General features: G+C 38.5%; 21 protein-coding genes. 4 read left to right on the top strand and 17 right to left on the bottom strand.

Annotation, left to right across the window (positions count from 1 at the left end):
- Positions 1-91 precede the first annotated feature (91 nt).
- The 6 genes from accC to pdxA form a co-directional block, all read right to left on the bottom strand.
- Positions 92-1,444: an acetyl-CoA carboxylase biotin carboxylase subunit gene (accC, locus tag ACOV1Q_RS01695; RefSeq protein ID WP_424492704.1), complete on the bottom strand. Its 1,353-nt coding sequence runs from the start codon at positions 1,442-1,444 to the stop codon at positions 92-94.
- Positions 1,445-1,495: 51 nt separating this feature from the next.
- Positions 1,496-1,996: an acetyl-CoA carboxylase biotin carboxyl carrier protein gene (gene accB / locus ACOV1Q_RS01700; protein WP_424492705.1), complete on the bottom strand. Its 501-nt coding sequence runs from the start codon at positions 1,994-1,996 to the stop codon at positions 1,496-1,498.
- A 29-nt stretch (positions 1,997-2,025) separates the two neighbouring features.
- On the bottom strand, positions 2,026-3,021 hold the full coding sequence (locus tag ACOV1Q_RS01705) for a beta-ketoacyl-ACP synthase III (RefSeq protein WP_424492706.1): 996 nt from the start codon (positions 3,019-3,021) through the stop codon (positions 2,026-2,028).
- 173 nt (positions 3,022-3,194) lie between these two features.
- Positions 3,195-3,392: a 50S ribosomal protein L32 gene (gene rpmF / locus ACOV1Q_RS01710; protein ID WP_029033380.1), complete on the bottom strand. Its 198-nt coding sequence runs from the start codon at positions 3,390-3,392 to the stop codon at positions 3,195-3,197.
- Between the two features lie 12 nt (positions 3,393-3,404).
- The gene (locus tag ACOV1Q_RS01715) at positions 3,405-3,938 is read right to left on the bottom strand and encodes a YceD family protein (protein ID WP_424492707.1); all 534 of its coding nucleotides are present in this window, start codon (positions 3,936-3,938) and stop codon (positions 3,405-3,407) included.
- Between the two features lie 96 nt (positions 3,939-4,034).
- A complete protein-coding gene (pdxA, locus tag ACOV1Q_RS01720; protein ID WP_424492708.1) occupies positions 4,035-5,090 on the bottom strand; it encodes a 4-hydroxythreonine-4-phosphate dehydrogenase PdxA in 1,056 nt (351 codons plus the stop codon).
- Between the two features lie 60 nt (positions 5,091-5,150).
- Here pdxA and ACOV1Q_RS01725 point away from each other — a divergent pair, with 60 nt between their 5' ends.
- Positions 5,151-5,741: a riboflavin synthase gene (locus ACOV1Q_RS01725; protein ID WP_424492709.1), complete on the top strand. Its 591-nt coding sequence runs from the start codon at positions 5,151-5,153 to the stop codon at positions 5,739-5,741.
- A gap of 7 nt (positions 5,742-5,748) precedes the next feature.
- Here ACOV1Q_RS01725 and ACOV1Q_RS01730 read toward each other — a convergent pair whose 3' ends face one another.
- Entirely contained in the window at positions 5,749-6,030 is a 282-nt protein-coding gene (locus ACOV1Q_RS01730; RefSeq protein ID WP_424492710.1) for a hypothetical protein, read from the bottom strand.
- A 311-nt stretch (positions 6,031-6,341) separates the two neighbouring features.
- Between ACOV1Q_RS01730 and ACOV1Q_RS01735 the strand changes: the two genes are divergently transcribed.
- Positions 6,342-7,406: a transporter substrate-binding domain-containing protein gene (locus ACOV1Q_RS01735; protein WP_424492711.1), complete on the top strand. Its 1,065-nt coding sequence runs from the start codon at positions 6,342-6,344 to the stop codon at positions 7,404-7,406.
- 9 nt (positions 7,407-7,415) lie between these two features.
- On the opposite strand, the gene ACOV1Q_RS01740 is transcribed toward ACOV1Q_RS01735, so the two are convergent.
- Genes ACOV1Q_RS01740 through ACOV1Q_RS01755 form a run of 4 tightly spaced genes read right to left on the bottom strand, consistent with a single transcriptional unit; the run spans position 7,416 to position 10,170 of the window.
- A complete protein-coding gene (locus ACOV1Q_RS01740) occupies positions 7,416-7,829 on the bottom strand; it encodes a ribosomal maturation YjgA family protein (protein WP_424492712.1) in 414 nt (137 codons plus the stop codon).
- 56 nt (positions 7,830-7,885) lie between these two features.
- Positions 7,886-9,133, bottom strand: a complete 1,248-nt coding sequence (locus ACOV1Q_RS01745; protein WP_424492713.1) for an outer membrane beta-barrel protein — start codon at positions 9,131-9,133, stop codon at positions 7,886-7,888.
- Positions 9,123-9,671: an RNA polymerase sigma factor gene (locus ACOV1Q_RS01750; RefSeq protein ID WP_424492714.1), complete on the bottom strand. Its 549-nt coding sequence runs from the start codon at positions 9,669-9,671 to the stop codon at positions 9,123-9,125. Before ACOV1Q_RS01750 ends, ACOV1Q_RS01745 begins: the two co-directional genes overlap by 11 nt.
- 37 nt (positions 9,672-9,708) lie before the next feature.
- Positions 9,709-10,170, bottom strand: coding sequence for a hypothetical protein (locus tag ACOV1Q_RS01755; RefSeq protein ID WP_424492715.1), 462 nt, complete (start codon positions 10,168-10,170; stop codon positions 9,709-9,711).
- 208 nt (positions 10,171-10,378) lie between these two features.
- Between ACOV1Q_RS01755 and ACOV1Q_RS01760 the strand changes: the two genes are divergently transcribed.
- Entirely contained in the window at positions 10,379-11,602 is a 1,224-nt protein-coding gene (locus ACOV1Q_RS01760; RefSeq protein ID WP_424492716.1) for a cation:proton antiporter, read from the top strand.
- Positions 11,603-11,693: 91 nt separating this feature from the next.
- Here the strand turns inward: ACOV1Q_RS01760 and ACOV1Q_RS01765 are convergent, their stop codons facing one another.
- The 5 genes from ACOV1Q_RS01765 to ACOV1Q_RS01785 all read right to left on the bottom strand — a co-directional run bounded on the left by ACOV1Q_RS01765 (position 11,694) and on the right by ACOV1Q_RS01785 (position 16,688).
- Positions 11,694-12,869, bottom strand: a complete 1,176-nt coding sequence (locus ACOV1Q_RS01765; protein WP_424492717.1) for an aldose epimerase family protein — start codon at positions 12,867-12,869, stop codon at positions 11,694-11,696.
- A gap of 376 nt (positions 12,870-13,245) precedes the next feature.
- Complete coding sequence (locus ACOV1Q_RS01770) at positions 13,246-14,178, bottom strand: hypothetical protein (RefSeq protein ID WP_424492718.1); 933 nt, start codon at positions 14,176-14,178, stop codon at positions 13,246-13,248.
- A gap of 78 nt (positions 14,179-14,256) precedes the next feature.
- Complete coding sequence (locus ACOV1Q_RS01775; protein WP_424492719.1) at positions 14,257-15,114, bottom strand: hypothetical protein; 858 nt, start codon at positions 15,112-15,114, stop codon at positions 14,257-14,259.
- A 573-nt stretch (positions 15,115-15,687) separates the two neighbouring features.
- Positions 15,688-16,182 carry a hypothetical protein gene (locus tag ACOV1Q_RS01780; protein ID WP_424492720.1) on the bottom strand — a complete coding sequence of 165 codons (495 nt, stop codon included), beginning with the start codon at positions 16,180-16,182 and terminating at the stop codon, positions 15,688-15,690.
- The gene (locus ACOV1Q_RS01785) at positions 16,179-16,688 is read right to left on the bottom strand and encodes a hypothetical protein (protein WP_424492721.1); all 510 of its coding nucleotides are present in this window, start codon (positions 16,686-16,688) and stop codon (positions 16,179-16,181) included. Before ACOV1Q_RS01785 ends, ACOV1Q_RS01780 begins: the two co-directional genes overlap by 4 nt.
- An 87-nt stretch (positions 16,689-16,775) precedes the next feature.
- On the opposite strand from ACOV1Q_RS01785, the gene ACOV1Q_RS01790 reads away from it, so the two are divergent.
- Positions 16,776-16,991 carry a helix-turn-helix domain-containing protein gene (locus ACOV1Q_RS01790; protein ID WP_424492722.1) on the top strand — a complete coding sequence of 72 codons (216 nt, stop codon included), beginning with the start codon at positions 16,776-16,778 and terminating at the stop codon, positions 16,989-16,991.
- A 30-nt stretch (positions 16,992-17,021) separates the two neighbouring features.
- Here the strand turns inward: ACOV1Q_RS01790 and ACOV1Q_RS01795 are convergent, their stop codons facing one another.
- The gene (locus tag ACOV1Q_RS01795) at positions 17,022-17,513 is read right to left on the bottom strand and encodes a hypothetical protein (protein WP_424492723.1); all 492 of its coding nucleotides are present in this window, start codon (positions 17,511-17,513) and stop codon (positions 17,022-17,024) included.
- Positions 17,514-17,688 lie beyond the last annotated feature (175 nt).

The following is a 17,688-nucleotide window of genomic DNA, read 5'->3' on the forward strand; positions in this document are numbered from 1 at the left end:
ACCGATGGTGAGGTAATTATGAAAAAGGAAAGCACATAGCTCTTATTAAATTATAGGTACAAAAAAGCCCCGAAGATTCGGGGCTTACTATTTATTCTGTTTCTACCGGTTTCATTTTAAAGGTCTCCATGAATTTGGTAGTATAATTTCCGGCCACATAATCTGGCTCATCCATTAACTGCCTGTGGAAGGGAATGGTAGTTTTTACTCCTTCTATCACAAACTCATCTAACGCTCTTTTCATTTTATTGATTGCCTCTTCCCTTGTTTGGGCTGTGGTGATCAATTTAGCGATCATGGAATCATAATTCGGCGGAATCACATACCCACTATAAACGTGCGTATCTATTCTTACCCCATGTCCGCCGGGAGCGTGTAGATTTGTGATCTTTCCCGGAGAAGGTCTAAAATCATGATAAGGATCTTCAGCATTAATTCGGCATTCAATGGAATGTAACTGCGGGAAATAATTCTTTCCTGAGATTGGAATTCCGGCAGCTACAAGAATTTGTTCCCTAATCAGGTCATAATCTATAACCTGTTCGGTGATTGGATGTTCCACCTGTATACGGGTGTTCATCTCCATAAAGTAGAAGTTACGGTGTTTATCCACCAAAAATTCCACAGTACCTGCACCTTCATATTTAATAAATTCAGCCGCTTTTACTGCAGCGTTCCCCATCTCTTCCCGAAGTTTGTCTGTCATGAAAGGAGACGGAGTTTCTTCGGTTAACTTCTGGTGGCGACGCTGTACAGAACAATCTCTTTCAGATAAATGACAGGCTTTTCCGGAACTGTCACCTACTACCTGTATTTCGATATGGCGAGGCTCCTCAATAAGTTTTTCCATATACATCCCATCATTTCCAAAAGCAGCACCTGCTTCCTGACGGGCAGAATCCCATGCAGCTCGAAGGTTTTCCTTCTTCCATACGGCACGCATTCCTTTTCCACCACCTCCGGCAGTTGCTTTAAGCATGACGGGGAATCCCATATCTAGCGCAATTCGCTCGGCTTCTTCGTAAGATTCAAGAATCCCTTCAGATCCCGGAACACATGGTACGCCAGCCGCTTTCATGGTAGCTTTGGCTGTCGCCTTGTCTCCCATTTTGTCAATCATTTCAGAACTGGCTCCAATAAATTTTATATTGTGTTCTGCACAAATCTTAGAGAATTTGGCATTTTCTGATAAAAAGCCATATCCAGGATGAATAGCATCTGCATTTGTAATTTCTGCAGCTGAAATAATATTCGAAATTTTAAGATAGGAAAGGTTACTTGGAGCCGGACCTATACATACTGCTTCATCTGCAAAGCGCACGTGCAGGCTTTCAGCATCGGCAGTGGAATATACGGCCACGGTCTTAATCCCCATTTCCTTACAGGTGCGAATTACACGCAGTGCAATTTCGCCTCTGTTGGCAATCAATATTTTTTTAAACATACCTGTAATTTTTTTGCAGGCCAGTTACCCCAGCCTAACGATGGTATTATTTTATGATGGATCAACTAAAAATAATGGTTGATCAAATTCTACCGGGGAAGAATCGTCTACCAATACCTTTACGATCTTACCGGTAACTTCACTTTCTATTTCGTTAAAAAGTTTCATTGCCTCGATCACACAAAGCACGTCTCCCTCTTTGATGCTGTCTCCAACTTCTACAAATGGACCTTTGTCTGGCGATGGTTTGCGATAGAAAGTTCCAATTATAGGTGATTTTACAGTAACATATTTCGAATCTTCCTGAGCGGCTGGTTCTTTTTGGCCAGATGAAGCATCAGGTTGTGGGGCAGGTGATGAAGCTTGCGGTTGTTGCATTTGAGGTTGCTGTTGCATTCCCCCCATTGGCACCTGTTGCACGATCGTAGTTTCCCGGTTCTCGTCAGATCCTGTTTTGATGGTGATCTTAATATCATCCATCTCCAGCTTAACCTCACTGGCCCCGGATTTTGCTACGAATTTGATTAAATTCTGAATTTCTTTTAAATCCATAAGATTGAATTAAAGTGTTGGGTTTTATTTTAAGAATTGTATGCCCATTTCAGGTAGATAGATCCCCATGTGAAACCTCCTCCAAATGAAGCAAAAATCATGTTATCTCCTTTCTTCAATTTATTTTCATAATCGCTTAACAACAAAGGAAGCGTTGCTGAAGTAGTATTTCCGTAACGCTGAATATTTTTAAGGACCTTAGCATCGTCCAGTTTCATCCTGTTTGCTGTTGCATCAATGATACGCATGTTTGCCTGGTGCGGAACCAGCCATTTCACATCTTCGTTAGTAAGAGCGTTACGTTCCATGATCTCGGCACTAATATCTGCCATGTTTGAAACGGCAAATTTAAATACGGTCTTCCCGTCCTGATGCACAAAATGTTTTTTGTCGGCCACTGTTTGTGCAGTTGCCGGAAGTATAGAACCACCAGCATCGATTTTCAAAAATTCTCTTCCCCGGCCATCGCTGCGCAACATTTCATCCTGCAGCCCAAGGCCTTCTGAATTTGGCTCGAAAAGCGCAGCTCCCGCACCATCACCAAAGATGATACAGGTTGTCCTGTCTGAATAGTCTATAATGGAAGACATTTTATCTGCTCCAATAAGCAAGACTTTTTTGTATCGCCCTGATTCTATATAAGCAGCCGCGGTTGACATTCCATACAAAAATCCTGAACATGCTGCCTGCAGGTCGTAGGCAAAGGCATTTTCTGCTCCTATTTCTGAAGCTACATAAACACCGGTAGATGCAACCGGAAGATCTGGTGTGGCAGTAGCCATGATCACTAAATCGATTTCCTTTGGGTCTATGTTTTTCTTTTCAATAAGATCTTTGGCGGCTTGTATGGCGAGGTAAGAGGTTCCTTTACTAGAATCCTTTAGTATGCGGCGCTCTTTAATCCCTGTTCTTGAGGTAATCCATTCATCATTGGTGTCTACCATAGTCTCAAGGACCTTATTGGACAGAACGAAATCGGGTACGTATGCGCCTACAGCTGTGATCGCTGCTGTGATTTTATCCATAAAATTGATTTTATGCCCAGGCATTAAGAAATTCGACACGCCTCATTATCAGGAATGTACTAAAACTTCTTTATACAGCGGTGCAAATTAAGGTGTTTTTAGCACTTTTTCAACTTAAAACAAAAAACTCTCACAATGTGAGAGTTTTGTATGAGTTTCAAAGCTCTAATGAATTAAGCCTCTACTTCTTCAGTATTATCAATTAGTACCTGACCGCGGTAGTAAAGTTTACCTTCATGCCAGTGAGCTCTGTGATACAAATGAGCCTCTCCTGTAGTAGGATCTGTAGCTATTTGTGGAACAGACGCTTTATAGTGTGTTCTTCTCTTATCTCTTCTGGTTTTAGAGATTTTTCTCTTAGGATGTGCCATGGCTGCGTATTATTAATCGTTTAATAAATTTTTTAACTTGTTCCAACGAGGATCAATATCTTCCTCTTTCTTTACTTCTTTTTCTCCCGGACTCAATTCCTCAAGTTTTTCAAGTACTTCAGATTTTAAGGTACCGTCAATAACTCCCGGATGAACTCGTTTTGACGGAACGGCGAGCACGATCAATTCGTAAATATACTGCTGTACATTTACTTCGAATTCTCCATACGGAAGAATCAATAGATCTTCATTATCATCATTATACTCCTGACCAAATTTTACAACCAGAAACAATTCACTGTCAATAGGCTGGTCATAAGGTTCACTCGTAAGATCACAATAAATATTTACCGTTCCCGATGCTTTAAAATTCAACTCCATCATAGTTGTTTTCTTCTCCAATAGAAGATCAACCTTCAGGTTTGAACTATTAAACTCATCGTATTCAAAATGTTCAAAGAACTTATTGTCAATACTGTACTCAAACCGGTGCTTTCCTAGTTTTAATCCCACAAAAGGGATTGTAAACTCTTTTAATTTCCTCATTACATCATCAGTTTCGAGTCCTTACCCGCTAGGATAAGGCGGGTGCAAAGATATAAAAATTAATTAATTGGCACTTCTTTATAAACAATTTTATGTTTATATCTTTTTACCTTGTTTTTTCAGGACATCCTTGGTGAGTTCCATATATTCTATCCTGTTTCTAAAGATATCGATTGCTTTAAAAACAGCCTCTTTGAAAGAATGATGATCGGCTTTATTCTTTCCTGCGATTTCATAAGCGGTTCCATGATCAGGTGATGTACGCACCTTTTTTAGACCTGCAGTAAAATTTACTCCGTGCCCAAAAGAAAGGGTTTTAAAGGGTATAAGCCCCTGGTCGTGATATGCCGCAACGATAGCATCAAAATTTTTGTAATTCCCAGAGCCAAAAAAGCTATCTGCAGAATAGGGACCAAAAACCAGTTTTCCGCTATTCCTTATTTTTTCAAGGGTGGGTTTCATTACCTCATCATCCTCTTTCCCTATAACACCACCATCACCACTGTGCGGATTAATTCCCAAAACCGCTATTTTTGGCTGACTTATGCGGAAATCCTGCTGCAAGGTTTTGGAAATAATATTAATTTTCTTTTCAATCAATTCCGGAGTTATGTGAGTAGCTACATCTTTCACCGCAACATGGTCTGTAAGTAAGCCAACTTTTAAACCTGCCGCTTCAGGAGTGATCATAAACATAAGGCTATCCCCCTGAAGTTCTTTTGCGAGATAATCTGTATGCCCCGGGAAATTAAATTTCTCCGATTGAATATTATGCTTATTAATTGGCGCTGTAACCAGCACATGAATTTTATTTTCTTTCAGAGCGTTGGTCGCAGCTTCTAGAGATTTAAAGGCGTATTCACCTGCAATGGCTTCCTCTTCTCCAAAATGTACCGGCGCTGTTTCCTTCCAAACATTCACAACATTCACTTTACCGTCAACAGCTTGTGAAGCATCTTCTATCCCCTGGAATTTGATATCAAATTTAAAGGTCTTGTTTAAAAAAGAAATGAGTTTGGCGGAAGCGAAAATGACAGGAGTACAAAAATCCAACATTCTTGAATCTTCAAAAGTCTTTAAAGCAATTTCACTGCCTATCCCATTTAAATCTCCAATACTAATTCCTACTTTAATTTTTTCGGCTGGCTTCATAATTCGTTCCCCGTTTTTATTCTTAATTTTACACGCAAAGGTAATTAATATAATAGTAAAATGTTTACAGGAATCATTGAAGAACTGGGGGAGATTGTAAAGCTGGAGCAGTCTTTAAATAATTTGAACATCACCGTAGCAGCAAAAATGACTCCGGAACTTAAAATTGACCAAAGTGTAGCACACAATGGTGTATGTCTTACAGTGGTGGACCTGGAAGATCAAAATTACACCGTTACTGCGATAAAGGAAACTCTGGAAAAGACGAATCTAGGTAAACTCTGTAAAGGTGATGCAGTAAACCTGGAAAGAGGAATGAAACTAGGGGCAAGGCTTGACGGTCACATAGTACAGGGACATGTAGACCAGACAGCGATTTGTGAAAAGATCGAAGAACAGGAAGGAAGCACAATTTACACCTTTTCGTACGACCCTGCTTTAGGAAACCTCACCATTGAAAAAGGCTCAATTACTGTAAATGGGGTAAGCCTTACTGTAGTAAACTCCCTAAAAGATCGTTTTAGTGTTGCCATAATTCCATATACTTTAGAACATACCACCTTTAAACACCTGCACGAAGGAGATACTGTCAATCTAGAATTTGATGTTATTGGGAAGTATGTAAAGCGGCTACAGGAACTGGAAAAATAGAAGCTATTTAAATCTGTTCGAATTTTCGCATTTTATAAGCTCCAAGAAGGACACCTGCAAAGAGTAGCGGCAATAAATAATCATCTATAGGCATGCAAAGTGCAGGCGGCGGTGGAAGCCCCGAACCGGGATCATCCTCCACCTCATCAGCACAATCCTGGTAATCATAACCCGTATTATCCTGAGCCATGGGCGCTGGGGGATGCTGCGAAAACTGCCCGTAGGAAGACAGGTTCAGCAAAATAGAAAGAGCAAAAAAGAAAGAAATTGTTCTTATTTTGATAACCATACTTCTGTTCAAACTTCAGTTTATACTGTAATCTGGCTTCTTCGGAAGATATTTATTCCACTCAAAAATAAGGTTTTACACCTACTTTTCTAAAAGCCAAATATACAGAATGCTTTTACGTAAGTCTCAAGAAAAGAAATTACTTACAAAAATAAACAAAAAAGATCCTTATATCCGCCACTTTTTGTTCATGTCTTTTCGGAACAGAAAGAAAAATCCTCTTCACAATGTGCTTTCTGCTGAACAAGATAAAAGGCTCTTGCCTTGCATTGCTTAATTTTATTAGGTTTGACACTAAATCTCCCGCTAAGATGAAAAACATTTTAATAGCTGCCTTTTCAATCATTTTTCTGCTGTCATTACCGGTCTCGGCCCAGGATACACTTACTTCTGAAACTCAAAAATTGCGCATTGGTATTACACCAACGCCGCCCTTTGTCACAGAAGAAAACGGAGAATTTAGTGGTCTTAGCATTTCCTCCTGGGAACTGGTAAATGAAAAGTTGGGTGCAGAATATGAGTATAAAGTCTACCCGTCCCTCACAGCTCTAATGCAGGGAATTGAAAAAGAAGAGATTGATTTAAGTATTAATCCTATTACGGTTACCGACAACCGCATGAAAAGAATGGATTTCTCACAGCCTTATTTTATTTCTTATACAGGAATTGCGCAGCGATCGGGTTCTAAAGTGTGGGGATATATTGCCAACCTGTTAAGCTGGAATTTCATTTCTGCTATCCTGGTGTTACTGAGTGTCATCTTCATCTTTGGGTTTTTAGTGTGGCTGTTTGAAAGAAAAAAGAACCACGAAGAATTTGGAAATGGTACCCGTGGAATTTTTCAGGGATTCTGGTGGAGCGCCGTAACAATGACTACAGTAGGTTATGGAGATAAATCCCCAAGAACGCTGGGCGGTAGAATTGTAGGTTTCATATGGATGTTTATGGCTATTATTATGATCTCCAGCCTTACTGCGGGAATTGCCTCTTCACTCACCGTGCAAAACATCAACGATGAAATTACCTCTGTTGAAGATCTTGGCAGATTTGAAGTAGTTACCGTTGAAAACTCCAGTTCACAGGAATTACTGGATCAATACAATGTGCAAAGTAAGAAAGTGGCCAATACCCGGGAAGGAATCGAACAATTACTTAGTAAGGAAACCACCTTTTTTGTTTATGACCAACCTCTTTTAAAGTATGAAATAGCAAGAAGACAAGCAGGAGACGACCTGGAAGTGATTCAGCGGAGCTTAAAAAGGGATTATTACAGCTACAGTTTTCCAAAAGGATCACCGCTTGTAGAAATTATAGATCCTCTTCTGGTTTCCACTCTTAAATCCATGGAATGGAACCAGCTTATTAAGGAATATTAAACAAAAGATTTAAACAAGAAACTGGTTTCCTGGTTTGTCCTGTATCTTTCTTCCGTAGGTTTCAAACACATAAATTGTTGCGGCACTACAGGTATAAATGAACATATCTATCCATTCAAAGTGGCTCCCAAGAACCACCAGTACAATTTTTTTATGCTCCAACCCCGGTAAACCGGTAAGATTGAGATACTGCAGGATCTCAATGAAATAAGAAAAGAGTAGTGCTATAAGCACGGCTTTAAGGACAGAAACCCTGAAGAAACTTCTTAAAAAAGTATATAATAACATTACCACAAGAAAATCGCCCACGTAAGGCCGAACGATCTTATCCCGAACAAAAAGTGCAATTACTACTTCAGTAATAAACAGCAAAATGGTCGCAAAAAGGTAAGCCTTGTCTAATTTCAAATTTAAAGGACTCATTTCTATATAATTAATCCCATAATTATAAATATTACATTTCCTGAATTATTATATTTTTAGAATTTATAACTAAGCCCCGAATATATCCCAAAGAAATAAGGTTTTACTCCGGGAGCATCTTTAAAAGTGTTGAGCTGATATTTCAAAATTGGTTCAAGATTCAGCTGAAAGTCATTTGAAATGTCATAATCCAATCCAAATCCTAAGTTTGCACTAAAGCTAAGGCTGTTCAGGTTATTTGCTTCGCTCGTGCGCATGGTTGCATAAGGTGAATCAAGAGAAACATCGTTTTTATCCAGGATCAATGCACTGGCGCCGCCAATAAGATTGAGCCCAAAACGCTTTTTAAAGAGATTATATTCCATTTCCATGGGAATTTCTATAAATCCCATTTTTTGTTGCAGGTTACCGGTGGCGGGAGAAGAGGTGTCCTCAGGATCTACCACTGTTAAAGTAGAATTCATTGCCGAAGCAAAACTGGTTTGTGTGGTATTTTGTCCCAGTTCCACTTTACTTACACCGGTTCTTATTTTCACCTTTTCTGAAACCTGGTACGCTAGGCTTACCCCGTAAGCCATAGAAACCTGTCCTTTACTTTCTTGTCCTGCAAACTGCGCAGTAAGAGCATTCCCAGTGCCAGGATGGTCAAAGTACACAGCTCCTGCAGTGGGAGTCACACTAAACCTCTTTGAAATGACATTTTTGACAGTTTTTTCTTCTGAAGTATTTTTTTCCGCAAAGGCCTGTTCGATTTCATTACCACCCTTAACCGCCTCGAAAAGTTCTGTTTCTTCAGGGAGGATAGGCTCTTTTTCTGCAACTTCCGAAGCTGAAGGCTCTTCCTTTGATCCCGGTATTACTACTTCGCTTTCCTGAGTTTCGGCCAACACTTTTTCCGCATTATTTGAAGCCTGATACTCCTCTTTTGATGCAATTTCTTCCGCGGCATTACTTTTTCGGCTTTGATTCATCAACATTTCCAGCAAAATAGATGATCTCAACATGGTTTCTTTATAATAGGGTGAAACGGGATCAATAGTATTCCAATTTCTCTCTACCGGCACCGCAAAAGCCGGTTCCGAAGAAGGCTTTAGCGTAGAAGCAGGCCACAGGAACCCGATAATTATAATGGCCAGGAGGGCTGCACATCCCGCAAGCCTTAACCAGATTGGCAAAAATGTGCTTTTTTGCTGCTTTTCATCCAGCGCCGCCGAGATATTTTCCCAGGCATCTGCCGGCGGAGTTGTCTCCACATCCCGTAGTTTCTCACGGTAAATATCACCTATCTTTTTCTTATTTTCCATATCCTTCCTCCAATTTGCTGTGCTGCAGAGATTCGATCTTTTCCTTAAGTTTGAGTCGCGCCCTCGCAAGGTTTGATTTAGAAGTACCTTCGGTGATGTTCAATGCTTTTGCAATTTGTTTGTGAGAATAGCCTTCCATAGTGTACAGGTTAAAAACCAGCCTGTAACGCTCTGGCAGTTCCTGCACCAGCTTTATAAGCAGGTCTACGTTAAAGAATTGATCATCCACCTCCACTTCAGGATCTTCAAGCTGTTCTTCATCAATTGTAAGGTAAACAGTTTGCTTTTGGAATTTTTTCAGGGATGTATTGATCATGATCCGGGTCATCCAGCCCTCAAAAGAACCTTTGCCCTTGTACTGTGAAATATTCTGAAAAATTTTAATAAAGCCGTCCTGCAGGTTGTCTTTAGCCTGTTCATAGTTAGCAGAATATTTAAGGCACAGGGTAAAGAATTTGCCGGAATATTCACGGTATATCTTTTCCTGGGCCTTTCTATCCTGCTTTCTGCATTGAGCTATGAGTCTTTTTAAACTCACCTGGAAAGCTTCTTCTTCATATTACTTCAAATGGTTGTTATTCAGTATCTCCTTCACTTGGCTCCGGCTCGCCAACAGGAACTTCAATTTCTGTGAAGATGTTCTCATCGTTTTCATCAATACCTTCCCAAAGATAAAATGTATAAGGTTCATCCCTGTCAATGGTGATGAAAAAAGAGGCCGTTGCAGGTACGTCTGTACCTTCCTCACCGCACTCACCTAAAGAAGCATCCATTCTGGAAACGCCCACCACATAAATATCACGGTAATCTTCACCGGTAGACCCTCCTCTGCTCACTTCCAGTCCTACGGGTTGATGACATTCGGTTGGTAATAAATAAGTGACCTCGATTTCATACTGCTCATTTTCTTCAAAATAAGCGGGAAGATCAATTTCACTCACTTCGGAATAGTAGGAAATAAATTTAGGGCCATCATCATCAACTTCACAACTGTTTAAAAGAAATACGCAGCTCAACAGCAAAACTAATTTTTTCATTTTTTTAGATTTTAAGTTTGTATCTACTTATATGACCTGAAAACTGGAAAAGGTTGCGTGATATTTAAAATTTATTTTCTATCGAGTTATCTAACTTTCAAAAAGATCATTACAAATGTCATTTTTTGATAGCAGGCTTCGTCCAGAAGATTAAAAAATGTACATTATAAGAGGAAAAGAATTTATTTAAAACCACTTTTACCGAACTATGGATTTAATGCTGGTCGTTTTTATAATTGCACTGCTTATACTTATTTCGGGAGCTCTATTCAAGAAGTTTGAGAACATCTCGATCACAGAGCCGCTGCTTGCTATGCTTACTGCTGTCATCCTGGGCCCCGACGGGATAAATTTTTTAAAGACAGATACCAGCCAGGAGTTTTATATCCTGGAAAGAACCTGTGAATTCACTATGGCTGTGGCATTAATGGCCACTGCACTACGGCTTCCTAAAAGCTTCTTCAGAAGCCATAAAAAAACCCAACTACCTTTCGTCATTCTTGGAATGGTCCTTATGTGGATAAGCAGCAGCAGCATTTTCTACTGGATTTTTGATTTCTCCCTGGCCGAATGTCTCCTGCTGGGCGCCATCATCACTCCTACAGATCCTGTTGTAGCGGCTACCTTGGTAACCGGGGACAAAGCGAAAAAATACCTTCCTGAACGGGTGCGGAATACCTTGTCTTTTGAAGCCGGAGTAAACGACGGACTGGCCTTTCCCCTTGTATTTTTTGGAATATTTTTATTGAATTCCCAAAGTTTTCCCCTGGAAAAATGGATCACCCATACCCTTTTATATGAAACCATACTCTGCAGTATCATCGCATACGGCGTTGGTCATTTTGCAGGGAGAGCTCTGCATCATGCCAATAAACGAGGTTTTATGAACGAGAAAACTGTTTTACCCTTTTCCCTTTCCCTCTCTTTGATCCTGCTTTCCGGACTCGATCTACTGGGGATGAATGGCATCATTGCAGTTTTTATTGGCGGACTGGCATTTAGGCGAACCATCTCTGAAGATGAAGACCTGAAGGAAGAAAGAGTACAGGAATCTATGGAGCGTATATTTACCATCCCTGCTTATTTTATCTTTGGACTCATACTTCCATGGCAGGAGTGGTTTTCGCTGGGCTGGACAGGTTTTTATATTGTACTTTTCATCATTTTCCTGCGGCGGATTCCCGCTCTTTTGGCAATGATTCCGTTGTTGCCTATGTTTAAAGGAAAGACTAAAGACGTTCTTCTTATGGGATGGTTTGGCCCCATAGGTGTTGCCGCCCTTTATTATGCTTTACATTCTAAAGAAGCTGCATCTTTTGATAAGGCCTGGATCATCCCCAGCCTTATTGTTTTTGCCTCTACAGTCCTCCACGGCGTAAGCAGCGTACCTTTTGAGAAATTGTACTACAGAAGCAGGAAGAAGGATGAGTGACAGCATCTCAAAAAGAGCTTAATTATTAGCTATTCTTAAGCCTATATATTCTAGAACAATCCTACTAATAACATCTAATTGGTTTAACGCATTATTTTTTCGGCTTCTTTTCAGCTACAGAAAATTTATAGATTGAAACAGTCTGATATTTTTCACCAGGTTCCAGGACGGTACTGGGAAAATCGGGCTGGTTTGGAGCATCAGGAAAATGTTGTGTCTCCAGGGCAAAAGCAGTTCTATGATCATCTTGATCATCTTTACTGCCATTTTTGAAGGTGTTCTCCCCCTGCATGAAGTTTCCGCTGTAAAACTGTATTCCTGGTTCCTGGGTGAAAACTTCCATCGTAATTCCAGATTTCTCTCCGGTCACGATGGCCGCCGGGCGCATTTTTCCATACGCGCCATTCAGGACAAAATTGTGATCATATCCCTGTCCGTTTTCCAGCTGTGTATTGTTCTCATTAATATCTTTACCAATGGTTTTAGTCTCCCGAAAATCAAAAGGAGTGTCTTCCACGCTGGCCAGTTCACCGGTTGGTATAAGCGTACTATCTACGGGAGTATATCTATCGGCGAAAATTTTCATATCATGATTTAGGATACTGCCACTGCCTTCGCCATTAAGATTGAAAAAAGCGTGATTGGTAAGATTAACAACAGTCTTCTCATCGGTCGTTGCCTCGTAGGTAATACGCAGCGCGTTATCATCTGTAAGCGCATAGGTCACTGTGGTTTCAAGGTTACCGGGAAATCCTTCCTCCCCATCCTGTGAAGTATAGGAGAAAATCAGAGTGCTGTCATTGGGTTGTTCTACCTCCCAGACTTTGTCTTCAAAACCGCTTTTCCCGCCATGAAGGGTGTTGGGATCATTGTTTATGGGAAGTTGATACTCCTCGCCGTCTAGCGAAAACCTGCCTTTTGCAATTCGGTTTCCATAGCGGCCAATGGTAGCTCCAAAATAAGCTTCAGTGGAATTCAGGTACCCCTCAATATCTCCAAAGCCTACCACCACATCTGTTAGCTCCCCGTCTTCATTGGGCACCCATAAACCTACTAACCTGGCCCCGTAGTTCGTAAAATAGGCGGTCAAATCCCCATTCTCTATTTTATTAAGAGTGACTCCTTTGCCCTGTATGGTATCCTGAAAAGCAGAAGCCTCCATGAGCTCTTCCTCTTCAACAGAAACTTTTTCTTCTTTTACCTCAGAATTTTTACAGGCGACACAGGCAAAAATGCCTAAAACGGGTACGATTTTTCGAAGATTCATTTTTATAATGATTTTATTGCATTAATCGATGAACATCATACAAAGCAAAAACGCTGCTGCACTCATTCTCTTCTACGAATATATTAATTAAAATGTCAGGTCTGGAACTGCTCTAAGCGTGTTTCAGAGCTTTACACCGACTTTTATACCACTACAGAGTTCACAGATCAGTTTAAGCGTTTAAATGCAGTTCTGAAGGAATTTGAGGTAAAGGATCACAGAGAACAGCCATTCCTAAAAATTAAGATGATAGACCTCAATAGAAAAACTCTTCCCCTTTATAGAAGGTTAGATGATAAAAACAAAAGTATCTGAAGACCATTTTCCAAAGAACCAAGCCTAAGGAAAAGTTTTGGGACTCGGGATTATCAAAAATTTATTCAAATTTTATTTCAGTAGTACCAGTGATTTTTAGTGCTTTTGAATTTCTGTCGTGACCAACTAAAGTCATCAACATATATCTAGCACTCTCAATTAGCAGGGTAACAAATTTCTCTGATTCTTTTATGATGGGAACAACCCAATCCCCGTTAAATTCATTTAGTGATTCTTCGGTGATGGTTCCGTTATGGGTAGCAGAATTTCTTAGTTTAACTACAAGGTCAATTACACTTTTTCCTTCAGGTATACTTACTCCGATTTCTTGAGCGATAAGGTCTAAATCACCAAAATATCCTTGTTTTTCTGAGTGTGACTTTAATCTTGCCGCCAATGATCCTGTTTCATTGTCTGAAGCTTCTTCAAATAATATTAATAAGTATAGAGCTTTATTTCTCCAATTGGATTGTTCTAGTGCGCTTTTAAAAAGTGATATTAACAATCTAAACTTAGGGTTTTCATTGGATTCTTTGACTAAATCAGGAATGGCATCAAGAAACCCTGGAATGTTTGTAGCGTGACTAATTTTTCGATCTTTAGGAACAAAAAATTTCACTCCATTTTGGACTGAAGAACTTAGGGCGTAACAAAGAATTAGTTGTGGCGGATTTAAACTTATCACTGCTAAATTATTTACTAATCTTATAGCTTCATCTTCATATTTATCTATTGCCTCGTTGAACTCACTAGCTTCAATGGATCGTAACTCAAGTAGAATAGATTGGCCAGTATCTGCATGATTAGTCAAAAACTGGATGTAATCAGATTGGGAAAGGGGATAACCAATTTCATTTAACTTGTTTCGAATATCAGTTATTAGACCGTTACTGCCAGTGTTGGACAATGGTATTATTGAAATGTTTTCAGAAATTTCAATCCTCTTTTGAAGAAAAATTCTAGTGAATATAAATCCTAAGTTAAACTTTGTCATACTTTAAGTTTTTTAAGCTAGTCTAAAATTTTAGACATTTATCACCCCAAAGTGAAATTTGTCTCTTTAAATCCTGATTCAATATTTAATGTAATCTAACAGCTGCCTATTTTCAAACCTTAAAGGCTTTTTATAATCCTTAGGCATTTCAAAGACAATACGAACTTCATTCTCAGGAGTAAAAAATTCAGGTTTAACAAAAAGGCTCGGGTAAACTAGATGATCTTTTAAAACTTCAAAGAATCTCGGTGTGAGAACATTATTGAGGTCAATTTGAGAATCGATTATAGAATTCTTATTAACATAGAATTTGAATGTATTATATTCGATTTTCTGGATAAAATATCTTTTAGCGTTAATGCTCTTCTTAACAGCCTCAGCAAAAGATCGGACATTAGGGAAGAACAACTCTTTGCCTCCGAATTGAGTTTGATGATTAGTAGAACCGCTAGAATTGGTTCCGCAGAAAATAAGATAATTATATCCAGAAGTACAAAGAACACTTACTAGATGCTCGTTGATATCCAAGTTTAAATAAGATATCCCCTCAAATTCATCTCTCTGCTTTTTGTTCTCAATAGTTTTGTATTGTTCAATTGTTCCTAATTGCCATATTCCCTTCTTAATATATTTTTCAAATATTTCATCTGAAACATACTTGGAAAATGGAGTGTAATCATTAGCCTGCTTTGGTGAAACAGGATAAGATTTTTCAACTTTATGAACTGGCCAACCTCTTACAGCACATTGGAGCTGAAAAGTTCCTTTTGCTAGGGCAAGTAATTTGTCATCCGTAAAATTATCCTTTTTGGAAATGGTTAAATTACTTATGATGATCTTTTTGTTCTGGTACTTGGCTACTACCCCTTCTTTAGTGTGGGAAAACTTTAATTCTTTAGTATCAATGAACTCTAAATTAGAAGGGTCGGTTATCATACTGCTATCTACAAGGGAATTAGGATTATGCAATATACTAATATGTTGGAACAATTATTTATTTATTCCGCCCCTCTCTCCGCCCATGTATTAAAAAAAAGCCCCACAAACGTACTGTTTATAGGGCTTTTCAGAGCTAAAAAGTGGTCCCACCTGGACTCGAACCAGGGACCACCTGATTATGAGACCGTAGAAACTGAATTGCATTATATTGCAATTTCTTTCTTTTGTAGACATACATAAGGGTTATTTAAAATTGAGCTTCTTTTCTTTTTCATATTTTTTCACTTTTTCGCCAATTTGTTGATCCTATGTTAGTCCCAATTCCTTAGAACCGCAACTTATACAAAACCTGCAATTCCTGCAGTTTCTGCATTTTTAACTTTCTAATTTAAACAGTTTCATTTCTAAATTAATATTATTTCTGTTGCCTACTTTGTAACTTTATAGAAAACGTCATCACAATAATTATCAAAACCTGAAGGTGCAACATCCATATGCCAACCGACCGTGTAATATGCTTCTTTTATTTTTACACAGTTTTTTTCATGCAATTCCATTTCATCTAAGGCATTAGTATTCTTTCAGTTTCTCAATTTTATGTATCTTATATTTCACCTCAACATTAGTCATCTCTGAAATTTGAACTTGATCTTCACAAGTTAAGTTTCCTTGGCCAAGGCCATTAAAGGTCTGACTGCGGATTTCCACATCAAACTGCCGAGTACATCCTATATAGAACATAGAAGTAGGTTCGAGATTATAGACCTGGTAAGAAACAGATCCACCAACATCTTTTTGAATCAAAATCTCATAAACATTTGTACGTGAGAAATTTTTCACAATGACTGGATTTGTATTTTGTAGTTTTACCAGAACTTCAGAATCACTAATGATCTTGTTACAGTCTTGGAATTTTTCATAACAGTATGTATCGTATAACGTAGGAAACTGGGTAAAAACTTCTTGTATACAACCACAATCATTTTTTTCGACTATAATTTCCAGATCCTCATTTTGGCAGGAGACAAATGTAATACTAAGAATAAAGAGTAATGTTTTTTTCATTTCAATTTGTTTTTTAGGTCATACAAGCCACCGAAAAGTGAAATCATAGCATCCTGGAGACGTGGATATGAATCTCCTGTAGTCATAATTATATCCGTAATTGATAAGTTGACTCTATTTTCATTTACCCAGGAAACATGCACCCTAGCAGGTGGACCAGACCATTGGTTGAGAAATTTATATTTCTTTTCAGTGGAAAAACTAGGTGTAGAAATTATTGTTTCCATTACCACATAGGTGAAATTCTTATTACTCCCTTGTTGAAAGACTGAGATTTCTATTTGAGTTTTATCGTATTTGTCAAAAGCTTCAGCATTATTACCTATACCATTAATAGTGTACAGGATATTATCGGAATCTGGATCAGTAAACTTTTCTACAATATTCAGTTTATACTCAGAAAAAACTCTATTCAAAGCAGTATCAATATCTTTGATGTTATGTCCAGTTTGTGAATAGCTAAAAGAACAGAATAGTAGAAATAGGAGTGGCATTTTATATAGCATGATGTGAAGATTTACAAGTTGTAGTTTGTGATAACCAAGTAAGGCAAATATATATCAATTTTTGAGTTGTCGTTTAATGACAACCAAATGAGAGATGAAACCTTACAGAAAAAAGTAGGTAAACGTATTCAGGAGATCCGGCAAATCAAGAATATTTCTCAACAAGAATTGGCTGCTAAATGTAATTTTGAGAAATCCAACATGTCCCGTCTGGAATCTGGTAGGGTTAATTTCACGTTAGCAACTCTAAACAGAGTAGCCCAAGGGCTCGAAGTAAGTATAGTAGAACTTTTTAAATTTTAAGGTTTATCTACGGCTTACCCTGGCTTTTCCTCAAGCAAATCTTTGTAGAATATCTTGATTCCAATAAAGATCCTGGAAAATTTCTAAAAATATTAGTGTGTACTTGAAATTCTTCCTATTTACATAAAAGTTTAAGTCTTTAGCATACAAGAAAAAGATACTGAGATGTTTCGGAGTATCTGAGTAGTCAAGGTAATCAAGTAGGAAGCAATCGTAATCTTCAGCTCCTAATTTTTCATTATCAGCAACCCATTTTTTTAGGGAAAGAGTGTCAGCTTTTGATATTGATTTGTACCTTACGAGTTCTCTCTGATAATATTCCTCATTTCTATGAAAATCTGAAATGGTGTCCAGAGCCTCATAAATGCACAAGAAGACCTGTTTTTCATTGGGTGTCTGGAATGGAGGCAACCTTGCAACTGAACCATCTTCTAGTTCAGCAACATATCTGCTTTGTTCTTTTTCATCTAACAATTGGTAAGATTCCTTAAATTTTAAAAGCCACCAATGAATTTTATCCATAGTATACAAGTCATCATTGCTAAGGCTTAAAAGTTCTTTTATGGATGAAGATGAAAAGGTGCTGATATTATTTAGGTTAAATTTTCGCTATTATAAGGAAATATTTAATATTCTTTTATGTCATTCCTGAAGTTTTCCAGGACAATATTTAATACGTAAAAGGGACAAATTCCAA

The sequence above is a fragment of the Salinimicrobium maris genome (genome assembly GCF_049680855.1).
Lineage (GTDB): Bacteria > Bacteroidota > Bacteroidia > Flavobacteriales > Flavobacteriaceae > Salinimicrobium.